The organism is Microcoleus sp. (assembly GCF_049646505.1).
GTDB lineage: Bacteria > Cyanobacteriota > Cyanobacteriia > Cyanobacteriales > Microcoleaceae > Microcoleus.
The window spans coordinates 1-21,391 of the sequence record NZ_JBARVX010000207.1; the positions used below are offsets into that span (position 1 = coordinate 1).

Sequence of the window (21,391 nt, forward strand, 5' to 3'; positions counted from 1 at the left end):
CTATTAATATCTGTTTTCTGGGTGGCGCTGCCGGCTGAGGCATCTGTTTGCCGAAATTATCAAGGGCGCGAGATTTGCATTGTCGATATCAAACGCAGTGCGAAAAATTATTGGGAGTACAGGGTAACTCTGAGTGTGGATCGAGTTAAACAGCCTCTGGAAGTCTATAATTGTCGCGATCGCACTACGGTTAAGAAAGATGGCACTGTTTTGGCGTTTGGACAAAACAACCCGGGTGAAATTGTCTGCAGTTTTTTTGACCGGAAATAGTTTTGCTAATCGATTTATCTCGTTTTCCTCTAATCGGGAGCATCTATAGCAATCCTAAATCATTTTCAATAACTGGTTAAGAGGCTAGGAATCGATGTCATATCAAATCCGGTAGCATCGGAATGATTCAGATATATATTCTCTCCCTCTGTGTACTCTGTGTACTCTGTGGTTAAATCATTCCGATGCAAGCGGAAACAATATCATTCTTGAAGAGCTTCGCCTGCGAAAATGGAGGCAGAGCCTCGCCTATCTGCGTTACCAGGCTCTTCCTGGTAACGAGTAGAAAATTCAGTCTGCGCTACGAACCAATAGCGGTAAAACTAATGCGTTTTTAAACACATTAGTAAATATTGTTGGCGCTTAAACTTTGGCCAAACGATCGCCATTGGGAAGATGTTCTATCTCTGCAGCCTCTTGACTGTAAGAGTTCTCGCCCGCAGCGCCGTAATAGTCTCGATACCATTCTACAAACTTATGGATGCCTTGGGCGATCGGCGTACTGGGCTTAAATCCTACATCCTGCATCAAATCGCTTACATCTGCATAGGTAGAAAGTACGTCACCGGGCTGCATTGGCAAAAAATTCTTAACGGCTGTTTTCCCCGTTGCTTTTTCAATGACTTCGATAAAAGTCAACAATTCCACAGGGGAATGATTGCCAATATTATAAATCTTGTAGGGAGCCGTGGTGGCAGAATTTTGGGCGATCGATTGAGGCGGTTTTGCCATGACTCGCACAACTCCTTCAATTACATCGTCAATGTAAGTGAAATCGCGCTGCATTTTGCCGAAGTTGTAAACGTCGATGGGCTTGTTTTCGGCGATCGCCTTGACGAACTTGAAATAAGCCATATCCGGTCTTCCCCAGGGGCCGTATACTGTAAAAAAGCGCAATCCCGTAATCGGCAAACCGTACAAATGGCTGTAGGAATGAGCCATCAGTTCATTAGCTTTTTTGGTGGCGGCGTAAAGGGAAATCGGATGATCGACGTTATCGCTAACTGCAAAGGGAACTTTAGTATTAGCACCGTAAACGGAACTGGAAGAAGCAAAAACTAAATGCTCGATTTGGCTGTGGCGACAGCCTTCTAAAATGTTGATAAATCCTGTCAGGTTGCTGTCTGCGTAGGCGTGAGGATTTTCCAGCGAGTAGCGAACGCCCGGTTGACCGGCGAGGTGAACAACGCGGTCAAATTTGTGGTTTTGGAAAAGTTGGGATATGCTAGGGCGATCGCTCAAATCTAAATATTCAAAAGTAAATTGCGAATGCGTCTGGAGTTGAGCTAAACGCGCTTTTTTGAGGTTGACATCGTAATAGTCATTTAAGTTATCGATGCCGTAAACTTGTTGCCCTTGGGATAGTAATCTTTGGGCTAAATGATAGCCGATAAAGCCGGCTGCACCTGTGACTAAAATATTCATTGCAGGTAATGGGTAATGGGTGAGAGTTTCATGGTAGTGCGCTAATTGAAAATGTTAAAATTATTTAGCAAGCAGCCCTGAAATTCTCTTACTTTTTCGGTCAACTGTTTTTTTAAGCAGATGTCTTATATTTTAATGAATGTCTGTCTGTTTTTGTCTGCATTCTTCTTTTATGTTTTTTACGTGCGCTACTGGAAATGGCGGGACTGCATAGAGGCTGCTCGTTCTAGCTGCATCACGCCAGAAGGCGATAGTTTGATTGGGGGTGGTGCTTTTTGGATAGTTCCTGCTGTGGTGTTTTTCCTGCTTTTTGTGGGAATTTTTGGCTTTAATTTATGCAGGAAACATAGAGTTTCAGGTTCTTGATAATTTATACAACAATTGTCAAGAATATTAGAACTGGCTCATACTAAATCCAGGTTAAAAAACCTTCTGCGTAAACCATTGCTTTTTTAATTTGAATAATCGGAATGATTTAACCGCAGAGAACGCAGAGCACGCAGAGGAAGAGAAGATAAGAGAGAGATGAAGCGAAGCAATGGCGGACATTAAGCGATTGCTTCGTTTCACTGGCAATGACAAACTATTTATTACACATCCTGCGTTAAAATTTGCCGTCTACTGCTGAGACGCAGCGTTCGCAAATTGCCGGATGTTCGATCGACTCTCCGACGTGGGTTGAGTAATTCCAGCAGCGATCGCACTTTTGGCCGTCTGCTTTGACTACACCAATCGCCAACTCTGGAGATTGGTAACTGTACGGCAATTCTGCCATCGCTGCATTCGATTCGATCAGTTCAACTTCTGATGTGATGAACAAATAGCGCAATTCGTCTACACCGTTGCTACCACTTGCAGAATGGTGGTGTACAGCTACTTCAGCAGGAGTTTCTGCTTTGGGCTTCGCACTTAATTCTGCTTTCGGGATTGCAGGTATTTCTGCAAAACTTGGTTGGGCTGCGGATGTTTGCGACTGTATTGGTACAAGCGCTGTCTCTACTGCGGGCGCTAGTACGATCGCCTGTGTTTCTGCAATAAGCACGATCGCAGTTGTTTGTCCCAGCACATCTGCTGTCAGAGAATCAATTGTTTGTCCAATTTCTTGACGGTTTTCTGCAAACAGCAAGTGACGGAAAGCAAACCAGATTGTAAATAGGATACCGATGACTTTAAAGAAGACTTCCAAGAGAGGAATTTGATTCATCGTATCCAAAACCGCCAGGGTTACTCTACCCGTTACCAATACAGAAGCTAACAGCCCAAGCGTTACCAGAATTTTTTGGTATTCTGCGATAAAGTTGCCCGCGTATTCAGGCAAATCAGCGACAAACTGGGCGCTGCGATCTAACATTTGCTGGAAGTCTAAAGCCGATTCTTCAGGGGCAGAATACTCTACGATTTCAGAACCTGCATTGTTCTTGGCGACTGTTTCTTCCTCTACATTAACAGTATTTTTTGTCAAGGCTTTGGCAACACTTGCGGCTTTTTCTTCCAGTCGATCTTGTACTGCTTTTGCTTTCTCCTCTGCGGTTAGTTCGATCGCTGCATTTTGCGATCGCACATAATCCATCAATCCTTCACTGCTGGGATTCAAAGCTTGCAGTTGCTGTCTTTTTTCGACATCGGGAACGTACAATAAAACCTTAGCTTCCAAAGAAGAACCGATCGCCTTTTCAGTCCTGGCTTTTTCCAAAACCTTGTTAACTTCGCCGCGCACTTGCCGCAAATATTGCCAGCGCGCAGCCAATTCTGGATTGTGCCATTTTTCCTCCAACTCCACCCAACCAGCCTCAAATACTGACTTGTACGGAGTTGGATAGGGAAGGTACTGCCAAATATCCTCAGCCATGTGACACAAAACAGGTGCGATCGCCCTTGCCAAATTCTCCACAGCGATCGCAATTACCGTCTGACAACTGCGGCGGCGCTGGGCATCTGTCGCGCTGATATAAAGCCGATCCTTCGCAATATCCAAGTAAAAATTAGACAAATCCACCGTACAGAAATTCTGCACCGTTTGGAAGAATCGGGAAAATTGGAAGTTTTCAAAAGCATCTTGAACTTCCGCAAAAACTTCGCCCATTCTGTGCAGCATATAGCGATCGAGTTCTGGCAAATCCTCGTAAGCTACAGCATCTTTTGCCGGATCGAAGTCGTGCAAATTTCCCAGCAAAAACTTAGCTGTATTGCGAATTTTGCGGTAAACATCCGATTGCTGTTTGAGAATGTTTTTGCCCAAAGGCACATCGGCAGAATAGTCTACCGAAGACACCCACAACCGCAAAACATCTGCCCCGTATTCCTTAATTACGACGGCCGGATCGACGACATTGCCTTCAGATTTGCTCATCTTGCGGCCTTTTTCATCCAGCACAAAACCGTGAGTCAAAACTGTTTTGTAAGGAGCGATGCCGTTGGTTGCTACACTGGTTAGCAAGCTGGATTGAAACCAGCCCCGATGTTGGTCTGAACCTTCCAAATAAATATCAGCAGGATAGTTTAATTCCGATCGCCCTTTGACAACTGCAGCCCAAGAAGAACCGGAGTCAAACCACACATCCATCGTGTCGGTACCCTTGCGGTAAGTGCGGCCGTTGTTGCGGTAAGATTCTGGCAGCAATTCGGCGATCGACAATTCCCACCAAGCATCCGAACCCTTCTCGGCAAAGATGGCTTGTACGCGGGCGATCGTTTCTTCATTTAACAGCGGTTCGTTGGTTTCTTCGTCGTAGAATACCGGAATGGGAACGCCCCAAGTCCGCTGGCGGGAGATGCACCAATCCGATCGATCGCCCACCATTGCTGTGATTCGATTTTCCCCTTGGGCGGGAATCCAATTCACATTAGAAATGGCTTTTAAGGCTTCATCTCGAAATCCTTCAACGGAGGCAAACCACTGTTCTGTCGCCCGAAAAATTGTTGGCTTTTTAGTGCGCCAATCGTAAGGATAAGAGTGAGCGTAACTTTCCTCTTTAATCAAACAATTTGCCTTTTCCAATGCCTCAATCACCGCGCTGTTGCCGTTTCCAAGGACATTTAAACCTGCAAACTCTCCGGCTTCGGCGGTGAAATTTCCGTTTTCGTCTACGGGAGTTAAAACTGGCAAACCGCAGCGTTTTCCGACGATAAAGTCTTCTTGTCCGTGGCCCGGTGCGGTGTGTACCAATCCCGTCCCGGAATCAGCGGTAATGTAGTCGCCGCCGGCCACGATCGGGCTTTCGCGATCGAACAGCGGATGTTTGTAGGTGCAGCCTTCTAATTCTTTACCTGAGAAGGTGGCAAGTATTTTTAATTGAGTGTTAAAAGTTGCCGACAGCCGATCGACCGCATCGACAGCGACTAACATAAATTGTTGTGCGATGTGGGAATTTGCCGGCGGTTCCACCACCGCATACATCAGTTCGGGATTGACTGCGATCGCCAAGTTTGCCGGAATTGTCCAAGGGGTAGTCGTCCAAATCGCGGCCCAGAGGCTCGGCATATAGCGCTTGAGCTTCGACTGCAAAGATTTTGACAATTTTTTCACATGAAAGCCGACGTAGATGCTGCGCGAGACGTGGCCTTCGGGATATTCCAATTCAGCTTCGGCGAGGGCAGTTTTCGAGCTCGGACTCCAGTGAACCGGTTTAAAGCCGCGGTAGATGTAGCCTTTGAGCACCATTTCACCGAAAACGCCGATTTGGGCGGCTTCGTATTCGGGTTTCATGGTTAAGTACGGGTGTTTCCAGTCGCCCCAAATGCCGTAGCGCTGGAAGGAATCGCGCTGCTGTTCCATTGTTTTCTCGGCGAAGGCGGCGGCTTTGGTGCGGAGTTCGATCGGCGTAAGATTGAGCCGCTCCTCCGATTTCATGTTCTGCAATACTTTAAGTTCGATCGGCAATCCGTGACAATCCCAACCGGGCACGTAGCGAACTTTTTTGCCGCGCAGCATTTGGTAGCGGTTGATAAAATCTTTAAGGATTTTGTTGAGGGCGTGGCCGATGTGAAGTTGTCCGTTAGCGTAGGGCGGGCCGTCGTGGAGGACGAACAAATCGCCTGGGTTATTGTGGGAAAGGCGATCGTAGATTTCTCGATCGGTCCAAAATTGTTGCAGTTCCGGTTCGCGACGGGCGGCGTTAGCCCGCATATCGAACTTGGTTTTGGGCAGATTTACGGTGTCTTTGTAGGATTTTGCTTCCATTTTTGAGAAACGTTTTATGTAGTTAGTTGTTAGTAGAAGGAAGAAGGAAGTTCGGCAACGGATTATGTAACGGATGTAACGGATGTAAGTCCGATGTCCGTCGGAAGAAGGAAGAAGAAGGAAAAAAGAATGCTTGTACAGCAATTTTTTCAGCCATCAATATCTTATTTTTAGTTAGGTGGACTTACTTATCAAGTCCGGTGAAATAATCATAATTAGTTTTTAGCAAGGAATTTAGTCCTCTCTCGTCCTTGAAGAGCTGACAACCAGATATTCCAGTATAGGCGATCGACCGCACATTAGATCGAACCAAATCCGTAGAGAACCCTCTCTTCTCTACCTCTGCGCCCTCTGCGCCCTCTGCGGTTAAAAAATCATTCATAAATTGAGGTTGCGCTACTCAGTCAACCAGGGGACGATCGCGCCCGGTTCTTCAAAAAATGCTATGGTGCGATCGTGGTCGGACTGTTGGACTCTGTGTCAGGCCCCAGAGGGCGAGAAAAGTTTATACAAACAGTCCGAACCCGCGGCTAACAGCATTTCCCAGGCGATCGCACAATGAAGCATCCGGCACTTTATCTGCTTCCTGTTCCCATTGTTCCACGAGTTGGCGGCCCAGGGGCGTGAGGCGAAAACTGTCGGTAATCCCTTGTCCGTCTACTTCGCGCCGCAAAACGCCTACTTGAATCAGCCACAGCAGGGAGTTTTCGGCTGCGAGTTCGGATACGGGCGATCGGGTGTAGCCGCTTTCGACACCGGAATTTGAGGCGATCGCGCTGAGGAAAACGCTGTTATCGCGGATGGTCTGGAAGAAGTGTAATTGAAAAGGGGAACAGCGGACGGCGCGATCGGCTCTTTTGACAGTGCGGCTGGGATAACTAATAGATTTAAACGCTTCGGAGGGGATAAAAGTCATTGAGAGAATTTTTGAATAGGTACTATGTTTTTAATTGTTACAGATTTTATGCTAAGTTTCGGGGTTGATATCGTTTCCGCTTGCATTGGAATGATTTAACCACAGAGAACACAGAGTACACAGAGGGAGAGAATATATATCTGAATCATTCCGATGCTACCGGATTTGATATGATTTACTAAACCAAGAAACTATCTATCTCATCAATAAACTTTTTTAGTTGCTTAACACTGTTAACCAAGTGCAAATACAAAAATTCATAATCAAGATTATTTATAATCTCTTGCGATATTTTTTCACTTTTATCATAATTTCTACTTACTAATCGATAAATTTCATCTAAATCTTGACTAGGATGTCCCCTTTGTTCAGGATCGAGAATTATTAGGTCTAAACCACATTTTTGTAGGATAAAATCACAGGTTAAACGATTATCTATTTTCGCCAAATAATTCCATTCTGCTAAAAACCATGCTTCAACTTCCATTACAGCTAAAATGACAGAAATTGGAATTCCTATTTTTTGCAAAGGTTTCAAAAATCCTCTGATTCCTTTTTCTATTTCTTGCTTTTTTTCTAAAGGCTGCGGGTATAAATCCCTAAGTCCTATAATTTTTTCATAGCCACTATTCGTTAGACTTTCATGCTGTTTTCTGATGTCAGAAAGTACCTGAGAATCACAATCGCAATTATATAAAAGAACAAAGAAAGGATCATCTTTTACTATACTCGGTTTAAGTGATTGAATTATACGATTATCTTTACCGCCTTGAAATTTAAAAGTTTCAATAGATATTTTTTTGTATCCAGCAATTTCCCGAAATAACCTTTCAACAAATATCTGTTCTGTTTGTCCTTCAACAAAACAAGCAATTTTCTTTGGTGCCATAATTTATGCTGCCTCTTCATCACCTTCTTTTTGTAACAGAAACTCACTGGTGAACAAATCAAAGTTATTAAGTCCAATAAACTTAAACTCTTCAATCTTCTCGCGTGAATTATAAATGTTATGTAATTTTGCACTCCCAGGAGTTCGTTCAATCAATGACCAATATTCTATCGGAACACCATTCATAATAAACTCATCATTGGTAGTCATAATAAGTTGAACTAATCCTCTCTCAGCTTTCTCAATTAGGATTTTAATTATAGAGGAAGATCGTTGATAATCTAACCCTTCTCCAATATCATCAATCACAATACAACTAGGCTTACTTGCTAGTAAAGAGTAATTGATTTGAATAAACAATGATAAAGCTCGAAACATTCCTTGTGAAATTTCTGATTGTTCTGTAACAAAAGTTAAATCTTCTTCCTGAATATATAAAAACTGTGGTAAGTTATCGGGGCTATCAACCGAAATATCGGGATTGATTAAAGATGGCACTTTTGTGCCAATTTCTGATAATTTATAACCAATTTCTCTCATGTCAGAGAGAATTGCTTGTATAAACGGCTCGCCTATTTCCTGTTTTCCAATCACAAATATACCTACCACAAAATTAGAATCCTTGAAATCGGTTTGATTTTTAAGTAATTCCATTGTAAAACGAATATGAGCCATAGTATTTTTCCCTAGCTGTGCTCCAAACTCATAAAATCTTAGGGAACTAGACCATTGATATAAATTCTCTAAAAATGGATGCTGAATTGAATCTCTACGCTTAACAACTGCGAGTTCTGTTTTGTCAGTTTGAAAATCAATATTTTGCTTAATTTTCTTGGCGAATATAGTACCTTCACCTGATTCATGCCTATCTAAAAGTGGCTTATCACTTTCACTGTATATAATTAATTTTTCTTGAATTACCAGACCTTTCTCTATTTTCAATATATATTCTGTTTTTTCTTCAGGTCGATCAATATCAAACAACAAACGCCATTCATAGCTTTTGGGTCGGGGAGCAAGAGAGCCACTTTCTGATAGTAACTCTGATAGAGTATGTATTGCCCTCAAAATTCTTGATTTACCACTAGCATTTTTACCTACAAGTAAATTTGTTTTGCTTAATCGACATTCTTCAACTCGCCATTCACCAGGCAGACCTTTATTATACACATACTCAAAAATATCTAGCTTCATAAAATTGTTACCTTTATTACAAAATTTTTATAACAATAGGATCAAACACCAATAATCTAACACGCGATCGCCCGCAAATCAAGGCAGACAATCACCAGAGCTAATTATTTTCAAGCGTAAATTTTTACTGGAATGAACTCAATCCCGAACCTCGCAGCACAAAATGAATTAAAATACATTTATAAATTCCAAGAGAAACACAACTATGACATTACCAGTAGGGTGCGCGGCTCCTCAATTCAGCGCCAAAGACACCAACGGCAAAACAGTCTCCCTCTCCGACTTCAACGGTAAAACCGTAATCTTGTATTTCTACCCCAAAGACGACACCCCCGGCTGCACCAGACAAGCTCAAAGCTTCAAAGCAGCCCATGAAGAATACAAGGGCAAAGACATTGTAGTTCTCGGTGTCAGCCGCGACAACGAAGAATCGCACCAAAAGTTCACAGAAAAATACGGTTTGCCTTTCCAGCTATTAGCAGATGTTGATGGCGCAATTACCAAAGCTTACGATGTCGAGAAAGGCGATTATGCCAAGCGCGTCACCTTTGTTATCGACGGCACCGGCAAAATTATTCAGGTTTATGAAGGGGAAACGATGAAAGTTGACTCTCACGCTCAAGATATTCTTGTCACCATAGTTTAACGCCTGTTTTTAAACCGGGAGATCCCCCCTAACCCCCCTTAAGAAGGGGGGGACAAGAGTGTTCCTGCATCCCTCTGATTAAGCCTAGATAAGAGTTAACTCCAAGTCCCTCTGATTAAATTTAGACAAGAGTTAACTCCAAGTCTCTTTTCTTAAGGGTGGACAAGAGTTAACTCCAAGTCCCTCTGATTAAATTTAGATAAGAGTTAACTCCAAGTCTCTCTTCTTAAGGGTGGACAAAAGTTAACTCCAAGTCCCTCTGATTAAGCCTAGACAATAGTTAACTCAAAGTCCCCCTTCTTAAGGGGGATTTAGGGGGATCGAGACTCGGCTACAAGCGAGGTATACAGACGATCGACATCGCTCAAGGAGATTTAAATGACAAATAGTACCAGTATTTTGAGTTACTTAGGCCCACAAGAAGTTGAGGCAAATCGAGCCGCTGTCTTAGTTGGCAGTTTTGACAAAAATCAAGTGGCGGCGATTTCAGCAGCAGAAGGCTCAAATCCCCTGAATGCTGAGATGAATTTATCTAGAGGCATTTGGAACATCAGTTTAGAGAAAGGATTCGATCGCCCTGGAACTCGCACAGTGCAGGTGAAGGCAACTGATAAGACTGGCAAAGTTATCGGCGAACAAACAATTAGCATCAAAGTTAATCCTGCTTCTAACACGCCCGATCGCTCTTTTACGTTAATTATTCTCCAATTTACCAGATTCAAAGTCGGAACAGTACCCAGCAGCAGTCTCAACGAGCTGCAAAAAGCGGACGTACCAGCAGGAACAACTTATCAAATTACCGACTACGAGTTAGAAGACGGACATCTGAACGTTCAATTAAAGAATCCCATCGCTCCGGTAGGGAATTCCGGCTTTTTTTACGAAAAGCACGCAGTCATCACAAACGGCGCAAAAATCATGATATTCGATCGCGCCCAATTACCCGCCCCGCCGCCTGGAATGCTGTTGCTGTGGGTAAACAGAAAAACTTGGTTAAAGCGCAATCCCGCAGATTCTGCTACTTTAGCAGAAAATCAGAAAGTCCGATTTTATCAAGGAGAAACTTTCAATATTCTCGGCTACGCTTGCGTAGAAAATCATTTTCGCGTCACCCTAAATAACCAGATTCCTAACTTTGTCAAGTCAGGATTTTTGTACTCGCAGCACGTCCAAATTTTGCAAAACGGGAGAGGAATTCAGTTTGATAGAAATGCTGTGACGATGACTGTTATCAAAACTACTGTGTTTAAAAAGCGGCCGGTGAATGCGGCAAGCCTGCAACCGCAAGAAAAAATTACTTTGCCGGCGGGAATGATTTACGGAGTTTCCGCATTCTCTACAGAACAAGGTGATGTCAAAGTCTCGCTGACTGAAAATTTGCCGCCCTTTGGGAATACGGGTTTTGTTTTTCCCGATTTCGTGCAATTCAGTCGCGGGGGTAAATCTTTTAACCCTGCTCCGAATTTAACTTATCAAGGCCCGACAGAAGTTTTGGTAAATCAGCCGATCGTCCTCAGAGGTACTTTTGACAAGCAGGAAGCGGTAAAAGTCGATGTAATAGCTGAGGATAAATTTCCGCTAACCGTTACGCTAAACCAACAAGCCGGCACTTGGCAAGTGAATTTGCCAAAAGGATTTAGCGTAGCAGGAGCTCGTTGGCTGAGGTTGCGCGCAACTGACAGCAAACGCAATGTTACCGCCAGCCAAATAGTTTACATTACAGTCAGTTCCGATCCGCTGACTGTCGGAAAAGATTTGAAATTAAGGATAGTTTCTGCTACTTTTTTTAAGGTAGCTCCGGTTGATTCTTCCCGGCTCGACAATCAGCAAAAAGTTTTTGTCAGAGCAGGTCAAACTTTGACGGTTAGCAAGTACGGATTTGTTGACGGCCATCTCAAGGTGGTTCTGGATTCGGCAATTATGCCGATCGGCAGTTTTGGCTATTTTTACGAACCAGACGTTCAGTTGGCCAAAGGTACGAAAACCTTGAAGTTTGACCTCGCCGACGTACCGAACAACAGCGGAGGCGCTGAACTGTTGGTAACTCAAACAACTCTGATTAAAAGTCAACCAGTAGATTCATCCAAACTGCCTGCAGATCGAGTTGCGAAAATAACTTTAGGCAGCACCTATACCATCACTGGTTATGCCTGTATTTTGGGGCATTTCCGAGTAACTATCGCCGAATCTATTCCCGGTTTCGGCAATGTCGGATTTATTTATTGGCAGCACGTTCAAATCAAGAAAAACGGCAAAGAAGTTCCTTTCGATCCCGATGCTTTGACGATGACGATGCTGCAACCAAATGTGTTTAAAAAACGCCCGTTAGATGCTAGCAAACTAAGTGCTACTGAAAGAACTACACTGCCTTTAGGTAGAGTTTACGGCGTGGAAAGCTACGGTTTGGAAGGCAGTCATATCAAAGTTGCCCTGACTGAAGAACTGCCGAATTTTGGCAATACAGGTTATATTTTGCCGAATTTTGTTCAGTTCAAACGGGGAGATAAAATTTTCGATCCGGTTCCGAACAATGTGGAATTGAACGTGCCGTATTTTTCGCAGCGGGACAATCCGCGTTTTGACTGGTCTACTTGCAATGTAACTGCGATCGCAATGGTATTTTATTACTACGGCGTTCGTTCTAAGTGGGGCGGACAGTTGGAGGATGAGTTGTTGCAGTGGTGTTTCGACTATGCCGGCCAGGGTTCGCAAACGGATCACAGCGTGCTTTCGGCGCTGATTCAGGCCTACGGGTTCAAGACGAGTTTTAGTACGACTCGTAAGTGGGCGGATGTGCGATCCCAATTGTTGAATCGGCGGCCGGTAGTTTTAGCGGGGGATTTTACGGCGGCCGGTCACATTATCACTTTAATTGGCTACAATTCTCAGGGTTATATCGTGCAAGATCCTTGGGGAGATGCACTCACCGGTTACAGCAATACTGAGGGAAGAAAGTTGATGTATCCCTACAGTTACGTCAATCAAGTTGCGGGGCCTGATGGGAATGTTTGGGCGCATTTTATCTCTCGATAATCTTTTGATATCAATTCCGGTTGCACTCATACCGGAATTGTTGACTGTTGACTGTTGATTGTTGATTGTTGACTGTTGACTGTTGATTGTTGACTGTTGACTGTTGACTGTTGATTGTTGACTGTTGACTGTTGACTGTTGACTGTTGACTGTTGATTGTTGACTGTTGATTGTTGACTCGATTTTATTATTCCGATGCAACCGGAAACGATATGAGGTGCGATCGAGATTGCGGATCGGCGTAGGGTTGGCATGGCATTTGTGTCAATTTAAGACTGATGCACAAACTTTCGTCGGTGGCTGCCGACTGGCCGATCAAAAATATCCAAAACCCGAATTCTGGAAGAAATCGGGGTTCTAAGTGCAATATTAAATGTGTTGCAAACTTTTAATTTCAGCTAATCTTGCCCTTAATTTTGCGTTTCGCCGCACCCATACCCAGAATCCCAAATCCGGCAAAAGTAGCGAACCAAGTAGAAGGTTCGGGTACAGCTTCAGGAGAGCTTGCTTCAAAGGAGCTTTTAATGGCGATCGCATCATTAGCACACTCGGCAAAAAAGTTAGCAATATAGCTCCCCGAAGGCATTGAGGATTTGTTGAAACTGAATCCGATTGTTTGAGAACCTACTGCATTAAATTGACCAAAATTAAGACCGAGTGCGGTCAAAGTGGCGGGAGTTAAAAAGTTGATTTCTCCTACTTTTGTACCTGTAGCAATTGAGTTGAGAACTGTCCAGTCTCCTGTTTGTTCAAAATAGGGGTCTGTGGCAGCTAAATCGCCCATTGATGGAGTACCGCCTTGAGATGCAACTACAGTGTTGAATTGATTTAAATTGGTAAAGCCGGAGTTAGTTTGGGTGACGCTTTTAGCGGTGACATTGCTGTAAACGCCTGTTGTCGCCACGGCTGAGTCATTTCCCTCGGCAAAGCGAACGGCAAATAAACTGCGATTTGCGTTAGCTGTGTTGAAGTTTTGACCGGAAAAGTTGAAGAACAAATCGCCGTAGTTGATGTTGCCTCTTTGGGCTAGTGGGTCTGCATATCCCGCTAAACTTAGATTCGAGTTGATGGCGATGAAAGCTGTATCTGATGTTTCTTTGACCGCGATGCCGTAAAATTCAAATGCGCCGCCGCCAATTTGGGGCCCCGTCACGCCGTCGCTGAAGGAGTCGATCGCATAATTCCAGCCGTTAGATAGCGTTGCTGCTGTAGCCTTTTGTGGCTGCAGCGCGATGATTGCACAGAAAACAGCTACTGAGCAAGTCCTGTGGATACTGTTTTGAGTAGTGGCATTCATAAAATTCTCCTCGGAATCAGTTTCAAAAAAAATCAAGTCGGCCGATGGGGAGCATCTGTGTTTTGCTTTCACGCGCGCGAACTCTTGAAGAGCTCGCACGTTATACACTGGCTCTTCTGGGACGATCGCACTCGAACAAAAAAATATTTTTACCAACCCGGAGATGCTCCAGGCTCGATCGACTCTTTTAGATGTTCAGTAAAGCACAGAATCTGGCCTACTTTCTTAAAGTTTTAGTAAAGATTTCGCGGGCGATCGTCTAATATCAACTACATTTAAAAAAAATCACTAATACTAACTCCATTGGCAGCAGCTTCATTGCTTCCAAACAATCCATATTGTAAATTAGACAGTTAGGAGATTGGAAGTACGGTTTAGCTAAAATCTGCGCGATCTCAGTTAAGCTCATTCAATACTCCGGCAATTTTTGGTTGACAAATTTCTATTTTTATAGTATGCAAGCTGGGAAATTGTGTCCAACTCATCTCGATCGAGGAATCGTCCTGTCGGATACAAAAGGTTACAATCAAAAATAGATTCTATTTCCATAACAATACAGTTTATAGCTTGAACTTCTCAGTGCCCAATAACAACACCTCAACTCAATCCTTCGACTTTGACTCAATTGACAGCGCCCTCGCAGACCTCAAAGCAGGTCGGATGCTTGTAGTAGTCGATGACGAAAACCGCGAAAACGAAGGCGACGTGATTTGTGCCGCCCAATTCGCCACCCCCGACAACATCAATTTCATGGCAGTGAACGCGCGGGGTTTGATTTGTCTGGCCTTGAGCGGCGACAGGCTCGATCGGCTCGAACTGCCCCTGATGGTCAGCAAAAACACCGACAACAATCAAACAGCCTTCACTGTCAGCATCGATGCAGTTAACGGCGTCAGTACCGGCATCTCCGCCGAAGACCGGGCCCGCACCATCCAAGTCGCGATCCACCCGGACACCAAACCTCAAGACTTGCGCCGTCCCGGTCACATTTTCCCGCTGCGGGCGATCGACGGCGGCGTTCTCAAACGCGCCGGGCACACCGAGGCCTCCGTTGACCTCGCCAGACTCGCGGGCCTCTATCCCAGCGGCGTGATCTGCGAAATTCAAAACCCCGACGGTTCGATGGCCAGGTTGCCGGAATTAATCGAGTACGCTAAAACCTACAACCTCAAAATCATCAGTATTGCTGACTTAATTAGCTACCGACTCAAGCACGATCGATTTGTCCGCCGCGAAACAGTCGCCAAATTGCCCACTGAATTCGGCGATTTTACGATCTACGCCTACCGCGACACTCAAGACAATTCAGAACACGTTGCTATTGTCAAGGGCGACCCCGCAGAATTTAAGGACAAACCCGTGATGGTGCGAGTACATTCCGAATGTCTGACCGGCGATGCTTTGGGTTCCCTGCGCTGCGACTGTCGGATGCAACTGCAAGCGGCACTGAAAATGATCGAAAATGTCGGTTCTGGCATCATAGTTTACTTGCGCCAAGAAGGTCGGGGCATTGGATTGGTAAATAAACTAAAAGCTTACTCGCTGCAAGATTTGGGATACGATACCGTAGAAGCTAACGAGCGCTTGGGCTTTCCCGCCGATTTGCGAAACTACGGCGTTGGAGCGCAAATGCTCAACGATTTGGGAGTGAAAAAAATTCGGTTGATTACCAACAACCCGCGCAAAATTGCTGGTTTGAAAGGTTACGGCATTGAAGTTGCCGATCGCGTCCCCTTACTAATTGAAGCTACAGATTACAACTCGATTTATTTGGCAACAAAAGCCGAAAAACTCGGTCATATGCTGCTGCAAACTTATTTAGTAACAGTGGCGATTCGGTGGAACGAAACGAAGGAAGAAGGAAGTTCGGCCACGAGCAATGTACGGGATGTAACGGATGGAGAGAAGCAAAAGACAGAAGAAGGAAAAGAGCTTTTAATTCCGGTACAGCAGTCTGGAATTGCCAGTCGTTACGGACACTTGGAAAAACTGCGACAGTTGGCGGCGGGCCAAGACTTGCTGCTGCAAGAAGAAGCGCGGCCGGTGGGCATAGCTTTGTTTGGAGAAGGCTCCCTGATCGTTCACCTCGGCTTCGATCAAGCCGGACTCGCGGCCCCGGAATGGTACAAAGAGCAAAACCATCCTTATGTCAAGGCGATCGCCCAAATTCTGGGCGACCTCAGCACAGAGCCGAATTTGCAAACATTAGAATTCATGGTTTCCTCCGGTGGAGATCCGCTGAAAATCCTGCAAATCCAGCTCGATCGAGAAACCTTCCCCCTCGAACAAGTCGCCTGGGCTTGCGCGAGGCTTCAACCCCAAAAAATTTATAGTTTTTCGGCTCTTCCCGATTCAGGCCGCGGAATGTCAAGCTAGGTTCAGCATTAAAAAGAGCGAATCTGACATGGAAATGAACGTTGGTGACTTTCTGCACCGGCTCGACCTCCGGGGACAAGCGCTTAAAGGCGCTAACCTCGGCGGTGCGGAATTCCGGGGAGCCAACCTCAGAGGAAGCGATCTCCGAGAAACCAACCTCAAAGACGCTATTCTCAGGTATGCAGATTTGATCGAAGCCGATCTCACCGGCGCCAACCTCAGCGGCGCGGATTTAGCTGAGTCACTGCTCAATTTAGCCAACCTCACCAGAGCCGATTTGACCGGTGCTGTCCTGCGAGAAGCTACTCTGGTAGGAGCCGAACTCACTCAAGCCAATCTCAAAGGCGCAAGTTTGATCAAGGCCAATTTAGTTGGAGCAAATCTTCAAGAAGCCAACTTAACCAGAGCCAACCTCAGCGGCGCGGATTTGCGCGGTTCTCAAATGACCGGCACCATTTTAGACAAAGCCGTTTACAACAACCGGACTATCTTTCCCGACGATATCGATGCAGCGGAATTGGGAGCAATTTTGCTCGCTCCCAATGCCTCGCTTCCGGGATTAAATCTGATTATGGTAGATTTGACCGGAGCGGATTTAAAGGGAGCCGATTTGCGGCGGACAAATTTATACAAAGCTATTTTATTTGGAGCAAAGCTCGATCGGGCAAACTTATCAGGAGCCAACCTCAGCGGAGCAGATTTGAGGGAAGCCAGTTTGATCGCTACCATTGTAGAAAAAGCTGTTTACAGCAACCAAACATTATTTTCAGAAGGCATCGATTTGCGTATGGGCGGAGCTTATTTAATTGCTCCCAATGTATTGCTCGAAGGGGTAAACTTAACCGGAGCAGACTTAAACGGGTCAGATTTAAGCGGAGCCAATTTGAGCAGTTCTAACTTAAGTTCAGTCAATCTCAAAAATGTAGACCTCAGCAGAGCCAGCTTAAAAAAAGCTTACCTCAAAGGTGCAAACTTGGAGGGAACAGATTTAAGGGGAGCCGATTTAAGCGGTGCAATTTTGCACCAAGTAAACTTGAGTTCTGCCGACCTTCGGGGTGTAGACTTAACAAGGGCCGACCTCAGCGGCGCTAATCTAAGAGATGCCGATTTGAGGGAGACAGATTTCACCGGAGCTACTTTGCTGTTCGCTAACTTGAGCGGCGCAGACTTGAGAGGTGTAGACTTAACAAAAGCTAACTTGAGCGGCGCTAAATTAAACCAAGCACACCTCAGAAAAGCAGATTTGATGAGAGTAAATTTGGAGGGAGCAGATTTAACTGAGGCAGATTTGAGCGACGCTCATTTATTCCGAGTTAATCTCAGAGGTGCTAACCTGAAAGGTGCTAACCTGAAAGGGGCAAATTTGAAGGGCGTATTTTTGACAGATGCTTATTTGAGCGAAACAGATTTGACCGATGTAGAGCTGAGTCCGAGTTTTTTTGAACCGCCATTAGAATCGGAATGGTAATTAGTCAGTTGTCATTTGTTAGTTGTTATTTGTTAGTTGTTATTTGTTAGTTGTTATTTGTTAGTTGTTATTTGTTATTTGTTATTTGGGGGGCGATCCGAAAGCATTTGACAGGAAAGCATTGCTCGTTACCAGGAAGAGCCTGGTAATGCAGGTGCGGAGGCTCTGCCTCCTTCTATCTCGCGGCTTCGGGAGGACTGTAGGAGGTGCTTAAGTTATTAAGTTTTCGCTCCTTAGCCTTAGCAGTTAACAACTAATAGCTGTAAAATCAAAAAGGCGGACAAAAAACATCAGGTAACACTTAACAAGTAATTATTATAAAACAAAGACTATAGCCTTTCTCAGAAAGATGAGGTGCTCTCGCGGGCATCGGGCATCGGGCATCGGGCATCGGGCATCGGGCATCGGGCATCGAGCATCGAGCCTAAAAGCATACCTCACCTTTGTGAGAACCGCTATACCGCCAAACAACATCAGCTAATAACCAATAACTAATGACCAATAACTAATAACTAATAACCAATAACTAATAACTAATAACCAATAACCAATAACCAATAACTAATAACCAATGACTAATGACAAACCGTTAGGCTCTGTGATTCAAGGTTCCCTGAGCAAGGGATTAGAAGTGCGACTGCACGCTGATGTTTCGGTGGAAGATATGAGGGTGGGGAAATTTTTAGTAGTGCGGGGGGTGCGATCGCACTTTTTCTGTATGCTAACTGACGTGTCTCTCGGAACATCTAGCGGACGCATTTTATCCAACCCTCCCAACCCCAGCGACGATTTTCTGATCGCAGTCCTCGCCGGTAGCAGCACCTACGGTACGATCGAGCTTTCGCCGATGTTAATGCTGACAGCGGAACGAGAAAAACAGCAGGCAATTTTCGATCCCGCAGCTAACGGAGTCCCCGATAAAAAGTTGGCTTTAGGCAATTTGGGTTCTTTTGAGGCGCAAAGCGGGGCCGATATGGAGTTGCTGCCGGTCAAAACTATTCCCAGCCACTTTTCCCAGGTGTTTGATGCCAAAGAAAGCGATTTTAGAGCGGTTTTTGGCTGGGAAGATGACCCGTACCGCCGCAATTTTGCGATCGGCAAACCGATTGACATGGACGTTCCTGTGTGCTTGGATTTAGACCGATTTGTGGAACGCAGCAACGGAGTTTTTGGCAAGTCGGGAACGGGTAAATCTTTTCTGACGCGCTTGGTTTTGTCGGGAATTATTCGCAAGCAAGCTGCTGTCAATCTAATTTTTGATATGCACTCGGAGTACGGGTGGGAAGCGGTTTCCGAAGGAAAACAATTTAGCACTGTTAAAGGTTTGCGGCAGTTGTTTCCCGATAAAATTCAGATTTATACGCTCGATCCAGAATCGACAAAGCGTCGGGGAGTTCGCGACGCTCAAGAGTTGTTTTTGAGTTTCGATCAAATTGAAGTGGAAGATATCTCGCTGGTACAGCGGGAGTTAAATTTGTCGGAAGCTAGTATCGAAAATGCAATTATTTTGCGAAATGAGTTGGGAACTGGTTGGATCAACAAGTTGCTGGAAATGACTAACGAAGATATTTCAATGTTTTGTGAAGAAAAGCGGGGAAATAAATCTTCGATTATGGCTTTGCAGCGCAAATTAGAGCGTTTAAATGATTTGAAATACATTCGCAATCGCTGTCCTAAAAATTATGTAACTGAAGTTTTGCAGTGTTTGGATAGCGGGAAAAATGTAGTAATTGAGTTTGGTTCGCACTCGGATTTGCTGTCGTATATGTTGGCGGCAAATGTGATTACTCGGCGGATTCACGCATCTTACGTGAAGAAAGCAGAGAAGTTTTTGCAGAGTAAGAATCCGTGCGATCGCCCGCAGCCTTTGGTGATTACCATTGAGGAGGCTCACCGCTTTCTCGATCCGGCGATCGTGCGATCGACTATTTTCGGTACGATCGCCCGCGAAATGCGAAAATACTTCGTAACTCTGTTGATTGTAGACCAGCGCCCGTCAGGAATCGACGGCGAGGTGATGTCGCAAGTCGGAACGCGGATCACAGCTTTGCTAAACGACGATAAGGACATTGATGCTATCTTTACCGGCGTTTCAGGAGGCCAAAGTTTGCGATCGGTTTTGTCGAAACTAGACTCGAAACAGCAAGCATTAGTTTTGGGGCACGCCGTACCGATGCCGGTAGTCGTGCAGACTCGTCCCTACGACGAGCAATTCTACAGAGAAATCGGGGATATTGACTGGCAAGAAATGCCGGACGAACAGGTGTTTGCTGAGGCGGAATCTGCTAAAATGGATCTGGGATTTTAAGATATAGACAATTCCTAGATTAATTGGAGTAATTACCTAACTTTTAGTGTAAATTAATCCTGATTCCTAAAAACTTTCTCCCCCTACTCATGAAGGAAACAGCTAGTTTTTGCATGAATTATAAATCGATAGGCTTGGTTCAATACGGTTCGCTCAAGACTGATTGCTCCTTAAAAAAGAGGGACAAACTGCCCTAAAAGTCCTCATTTTTAAGGGAGGATTTAGGGGGGACTCCGGGACATAAATAGTTTTAAGTGAACCGTATTGGGCTTGGTATAAGAGATGCCGACAGGGAAAATCCCTGAAAAAAAGACACTCTTATTTTGCTTCGTACTTCGCAATGACAATCTTAACCCAAACCTATTGAATTCTCAATTAGAAAGTGCGGCGATCGACAGTTCAATAACATTAGCCCTCATCTAGGAAGCCCGTATCTACACCCCTCCTATCCTCGATCCTCAATTTCCACAACTTAAGATAGATAAAATTTAGGCATTTAAACGCAAGTTCTAAGGATTTGAATATTTTTTAGCAGCTAGGATTAGGAAAGAGCGATCGTCTCTAACTTTAGGAAAACCCCAAATCAGAGTTTAAGTTATATTAATTGCTTGTGACATTCTCGGCTGTCACAATGGATTGTGAGGGAATTTTGCCACATTCCATATATTTTTTGATACAATATAGGGTGACTTTGCGGGGCGATCGCAAGTTTGAAAGTAGCAAATATTCAAATTCCAGTCTGTTGAATTTCCAGTATAAACAAACACAACTATAACAAGCAGGATCAGTGAATGTACGGTTTAGTTAACAAAGCGATCGAAGAAATGGTTTGTTCTCGCTTCGGAGAAGAGACTTGGGAAACCATCAAAGAGAAAGCAGATGTAGACATTGACTTTTTCATGACAATGGAAGCTTATCCAGACGATTTGACTCACCGGCTAGTACACTCCGCCAGCGAAGTGCTAGGAATGAGCCCCGACGAGATTTTACAGGCTTTCGGGGAATATTGGGTAATCTATACCGCTTCCGAAGGCTACGCCCAAATCCTCGATCTGGCGGGAGATAACCTGCGGGAGTTTCTAGGCAACCTCGACAATCTCCACGCCCGCGTAGGCTTGAATTTTCCCCAGCTTCAACCGCCTTCGTTTCAGTGTACCGACAACTCCGAAAATAGTATGGAACTTCACTATTACTCTCACCGGGAAGGGTTGGCGCCAATGGTGAAGGGGCTTTTGAAAGGCTTGGCGTGCCGATTCCATACAGAGGTAGAAATTGAGCAAACAAGCGATCGCACTCAGGGTGCAGATAACGACGTGTTCTCCATCCACTACAAATCTAACTGAAGCTATAGCCTCGATCGCAAACATGAGCTATTCATCAATTAATTAA

At 44.8% G+C, this 21,391-nt stretch carries 15 protein-coding genes; 8 read left to right on the forward strand and 7 right to left on the reverse strand.

The features are described from left to right. A partial coding sequence (locus tag WBA89_RS11245; protein ID WP_424406375.1) for a hypothetical protein occupies positions 1 to 270 on the forward strand: 270 nt, incomplete at its 5' end. A gap of 363 nt (positions 271 to 633) precedes the next feature. Here WBA89_RS11245 and WBA89_RS11250 read toward each other — a convergent pair. Continuing rightward, positions 634 to 1,695 (reverse strand): NAD-dependent epimerase, encoded by a 1,062-nt coding sequence (locus WBA89_RS11250; RefSeq protein ID WP_424406377.1) that lies wholly within the window; start codon positions 1,693 to 1,695, stop codon positions 634 to 636. 120 nt (positions 1,696 to 1,815) lie between these two features. Between WBA89_RS11250 and WBA89_RS11255 the strand changes: the two genes are divergently transcribed. After that, positions 1,816 to 2,061, forward strand: a complete 246-nt coding sequence (locus WBA89_RS11255; RefSeq protein WP_424406379.1) for a hypothetical protein — start codon at positions 1,816 to 1,818, stop codon at positions 2,059 to 2,061. 238 nt (positions 2,062 to 2,299) lie between these two features. Here the strand turns inward: WBA89_RS11255 and ileS are convergent, their stop codons facing one another. From ileS to WBA89_RS11275, 4 genes are all read right to left on the reverse strand, one after another. After that, on the reverse strand, positions 2,300 to 5,875 hold the full coding sequence (ileS, locus tag WBA89_RS11260) for an isoleucine--tRNA ligase (RefSeq protein ID WP_424406381.1): 3,576 nt from the start codon (positions 5,873 to 5,875) through the stop codon (positions 2,300 to 2,302). Positions 5,876 to 6,380: 505 nt separating this feature from the next. Continuing rightward, entirely contained in the window at positions 6,381 to 6,791 is a 411-nt protein-coding gene (locus WBA89_RS11265; protein WP_424406383.1) for an Npun_F0494 family protein, read from the reverse strand. A 178-nt stretch (positions 6,792 to 6,969) separates the two neighbouring features. Further along, positions 6,970 to 7,680 carry a hypothetical protein gene (locus tag WBA89_RS11270; protein WP_424406385.1) on the reverse strand — a complete coding sequence of 237 codons (711 nt, stop codon included), beginning with the start codon at positions 7,678 to 7,680 and terminating at the stop codon, positions 6,970 to 6,972. A gap of 3 nt (positions 7,681 to 7,683) precedes the next feature. Beyond that, on the reverse strand, positions 7,684 to 8,874 hold the full coding sequence (locus tag WBA89_RS11275; protein WP_424406387.1) for an ATP-binding protein: 1,191 nt from the start codon (positions 8,872 to 8,874) through the stop codon (positions 7,684 to 7,686). A 205-nt stretch (positions 8,875 to 9,079) separates the two neighbouring features. Between WBA89_RS11275 and WBA89_RS11280 the strand changes: the two genes are divergently transcribed. Further along, positions 9,080 to 9,520, forward strand: a complete 441-nt coding sequence (locus WBA89_RS11280; RefSeq protein WP_424406389.1) for a peroxiredoxin — start codon at positions 9,080 to 9,082, stop codon at positions 9,518 to 9,520. Positions 9,521 to 9,898: 378 nt separating this feature from the next. After that, positions 9,899 to 12,553, forward strand: coding sequence for a C39 family peptidase (locus tag WBA89_RS11285; protein WP_424406391.1), 2,655 nt, complete (start codon positions 9,899 to 9,901; stop codon positions 12,551 to 12,553). A gap of 26 nt (positions 12,554 to 12,579) precedes the next feature. Here WBA89_RS11285 and WBA89_RS11290 read toward each other — a convergent pair whose 3' ends face one another. Further along, the gene (locus tag WBA89_RS11290; RefSeq protein WP_424406393.1) at positions 12,580 to 12,807 is read right to left on the reverse strand and encodes a hypothetical protein; all 228 of its coding nucleotides are present in this window, start codon (positions 12,805 to 12,807) and stop codon (positions 12,580 to 12,582) included. A gap of 140 nt (positions 12,808 to 12,947) precedes the next feature. After that, positions 12,948 to 13,850, reverse strand: a complete 903-nt coding sequence (locus WBA89_RS11295; RefSeq protein WP_424406395.1) for an XDD3 family exosortase-dependent surface protein — start codon at positions 13,848 to 13,850, stop codon at positions 12,948 to 12,950. Positions 13,851 to 14,429: 579 nt separating this feature from the next. Between WBA89_RS11295 and ribBA the strand changes: the two genes are divergently transcribed. The 4 genes from ribBA to WBA89_RS11315 all read left to right on the forward strand — a co-directional run bounded on the left by ribBA (position 14,430) and on the right by WBA89_RS11315 (position 21,345). Beyond that, positions 14,430 to 16,226 carry a bifunctional 3,4-dihydroxy-2-butanone-4-phosphate synthase/GTP cyclohydrolase II gene (gene ribBA / locus WBA89_RS11300; protein ID WP_424406397.1) on the forward strand — a complete coding sequence of 599 codons (1,797 nt, stop codon included), beginning with the start codon at positions 14,430 to 14,432 and terminating at the stop codon, positions 16,224 to 16,226. Between the two features lie 28 nt (positions 16,227 to 16,254). After that, positions 16,255 to 17,694, forward strand: a complete 1,440-nt coding sequence (locus WBA89_RS11305; protein ID WP_424406399.1) for a pentapeptide repeat-containing protein — start codon at positions 16,255 to 16,257, stop codon at positions 17,692 to 17,694. 571 nt (positions 17,695 to 18,265) lie between these two features. Continuing rightward, positions 18,266 to 20,002 carry a helicase HerA domain-containing protein gene (locus WBA89_RS11310; protein WP_424406401.1) on the forward strand — a complete coding sequence of 579 codons (1,737 nt, stop codon included), beginning with the start codon at positions 18,266 to 18,268 and terminating at the stop codon, positions 20,000 to 20,002. A 791-nt stretch (positions 20,003 to 20,793) separates the two neighbouring features. Continuing rightward, on the forward strand, positions 20,794 to 21,345 hold the full coding sequence (locus tag WBA89_RS11315) for a heme NO-binding domain-containing protein (RefSeq protein ID WP_424406403.1): 552 nt from the start codon (positions 20,794 to 20,796) through the stop codon (positions 21,343 to 21,345). The last annotated feature ends 46 nt before the right edge of the window (positions 21,346 to 21,391 follow it).

What these genes read in the sequence shown, in the direction of transcription:
- ileS (WP_424406381.1), bottom strand. Translation starts at nt 5,875, where the DNA reads ATGGAAGCAAAATCCTACAAAGACACCGTAAATCTGCCCAAAACCAAG.
- WBA89_RS11285 (WP_424406391.1), top strand. Translation starts at nt 9,899, where the DNA reads ATGACAAATAGTACCAGTATTTTGAGTTACTTAGGCCCACAAGAAGTT.
- WBA89_RS11315 (WP_424406403.1), top strand. Translation starts at nt 20,794, where the DNA reads ATGTACGGTTTAGTTAACAAAGCGATCGAAGAAATGGTTTGTTCTCGC.
- WBA89_RS11295 (WP_424406395.1), bottom strand. Translation starts at nt 13,850, where the DNA reads ATGAATGCCACTACTCAAAACAGTATCCACAGGACTTGCTCAGTAGCT.
- WBA89_RS11305 (WP_424406399.1), top strand. Translation starts at nt 16,255, where the DNA reads ATGGAAATGAACGTTGGTGACTTTCTGCACCGGCTCGACCTCCGGGGA.
- WBA89_RS11290 (WP_424406393.1), bottom strand. Translation starts at nt 12,807, where the DNA reads ATGCCAACCCTACGCCGATCCGCAATCTCGATCGCACCTCATATCGTT.
- WBA89_RS11275 (WP_424406387.1), bottom strand. Translation starts at nt 8,874, where the DNA reads ATGAAGCTAGATATTTTTGAGTATGTGTATAATAAAGGTCTGCCTGGT.
- WBA89_RS11270 (WP_424406385.1), bottom strand. Translation starts at nt 7,680, where the DNA reads ATGGCACCAAAGAAAATTGCTTGTTTTGTTGAAGGACAAACAGAACAG.
- WBA89_RS11255 (WP_424406379.1), top strand. Translation starts at nt 1,816, where the DNA reads ATGTCTTATATTTTAATGAATGTCTGTCTGTTTTTGTCTGCATTCTTC.
- WBA89_RS11310 (WP_424406401.1), top strand. Translation starts at nt 18,266, where the DNA reads ATGACTAATGACAAACCGTTAGGCTCTGTGATTCAAGGTTCCCTGAGC.
- WBA89_RS11280 (WP_424406389.1), top strand. Translation starts at nt 9,080, where the DNA reads ATGACATTACCAGTAGGGTGCGCGGCTCCTCAATTCAGCGCCAAAGAC.
- WBA89_RS11250 (WP_424406377.1), bottom strand. Translation starts at nt 1,695, where the DNA reads ATGAATATTTTAGTCACAGGTGCAGCCGGCTTTATCGGCTATCATTTA.
- WBA89_RS11265 (WP_424406383.1), bottom strand. Translation starts at nt 6,791, where the DNA reads ATGACTTTTATCCCCTCCGAAGCGTTTAAATCTATTAGTTATCCCAGC.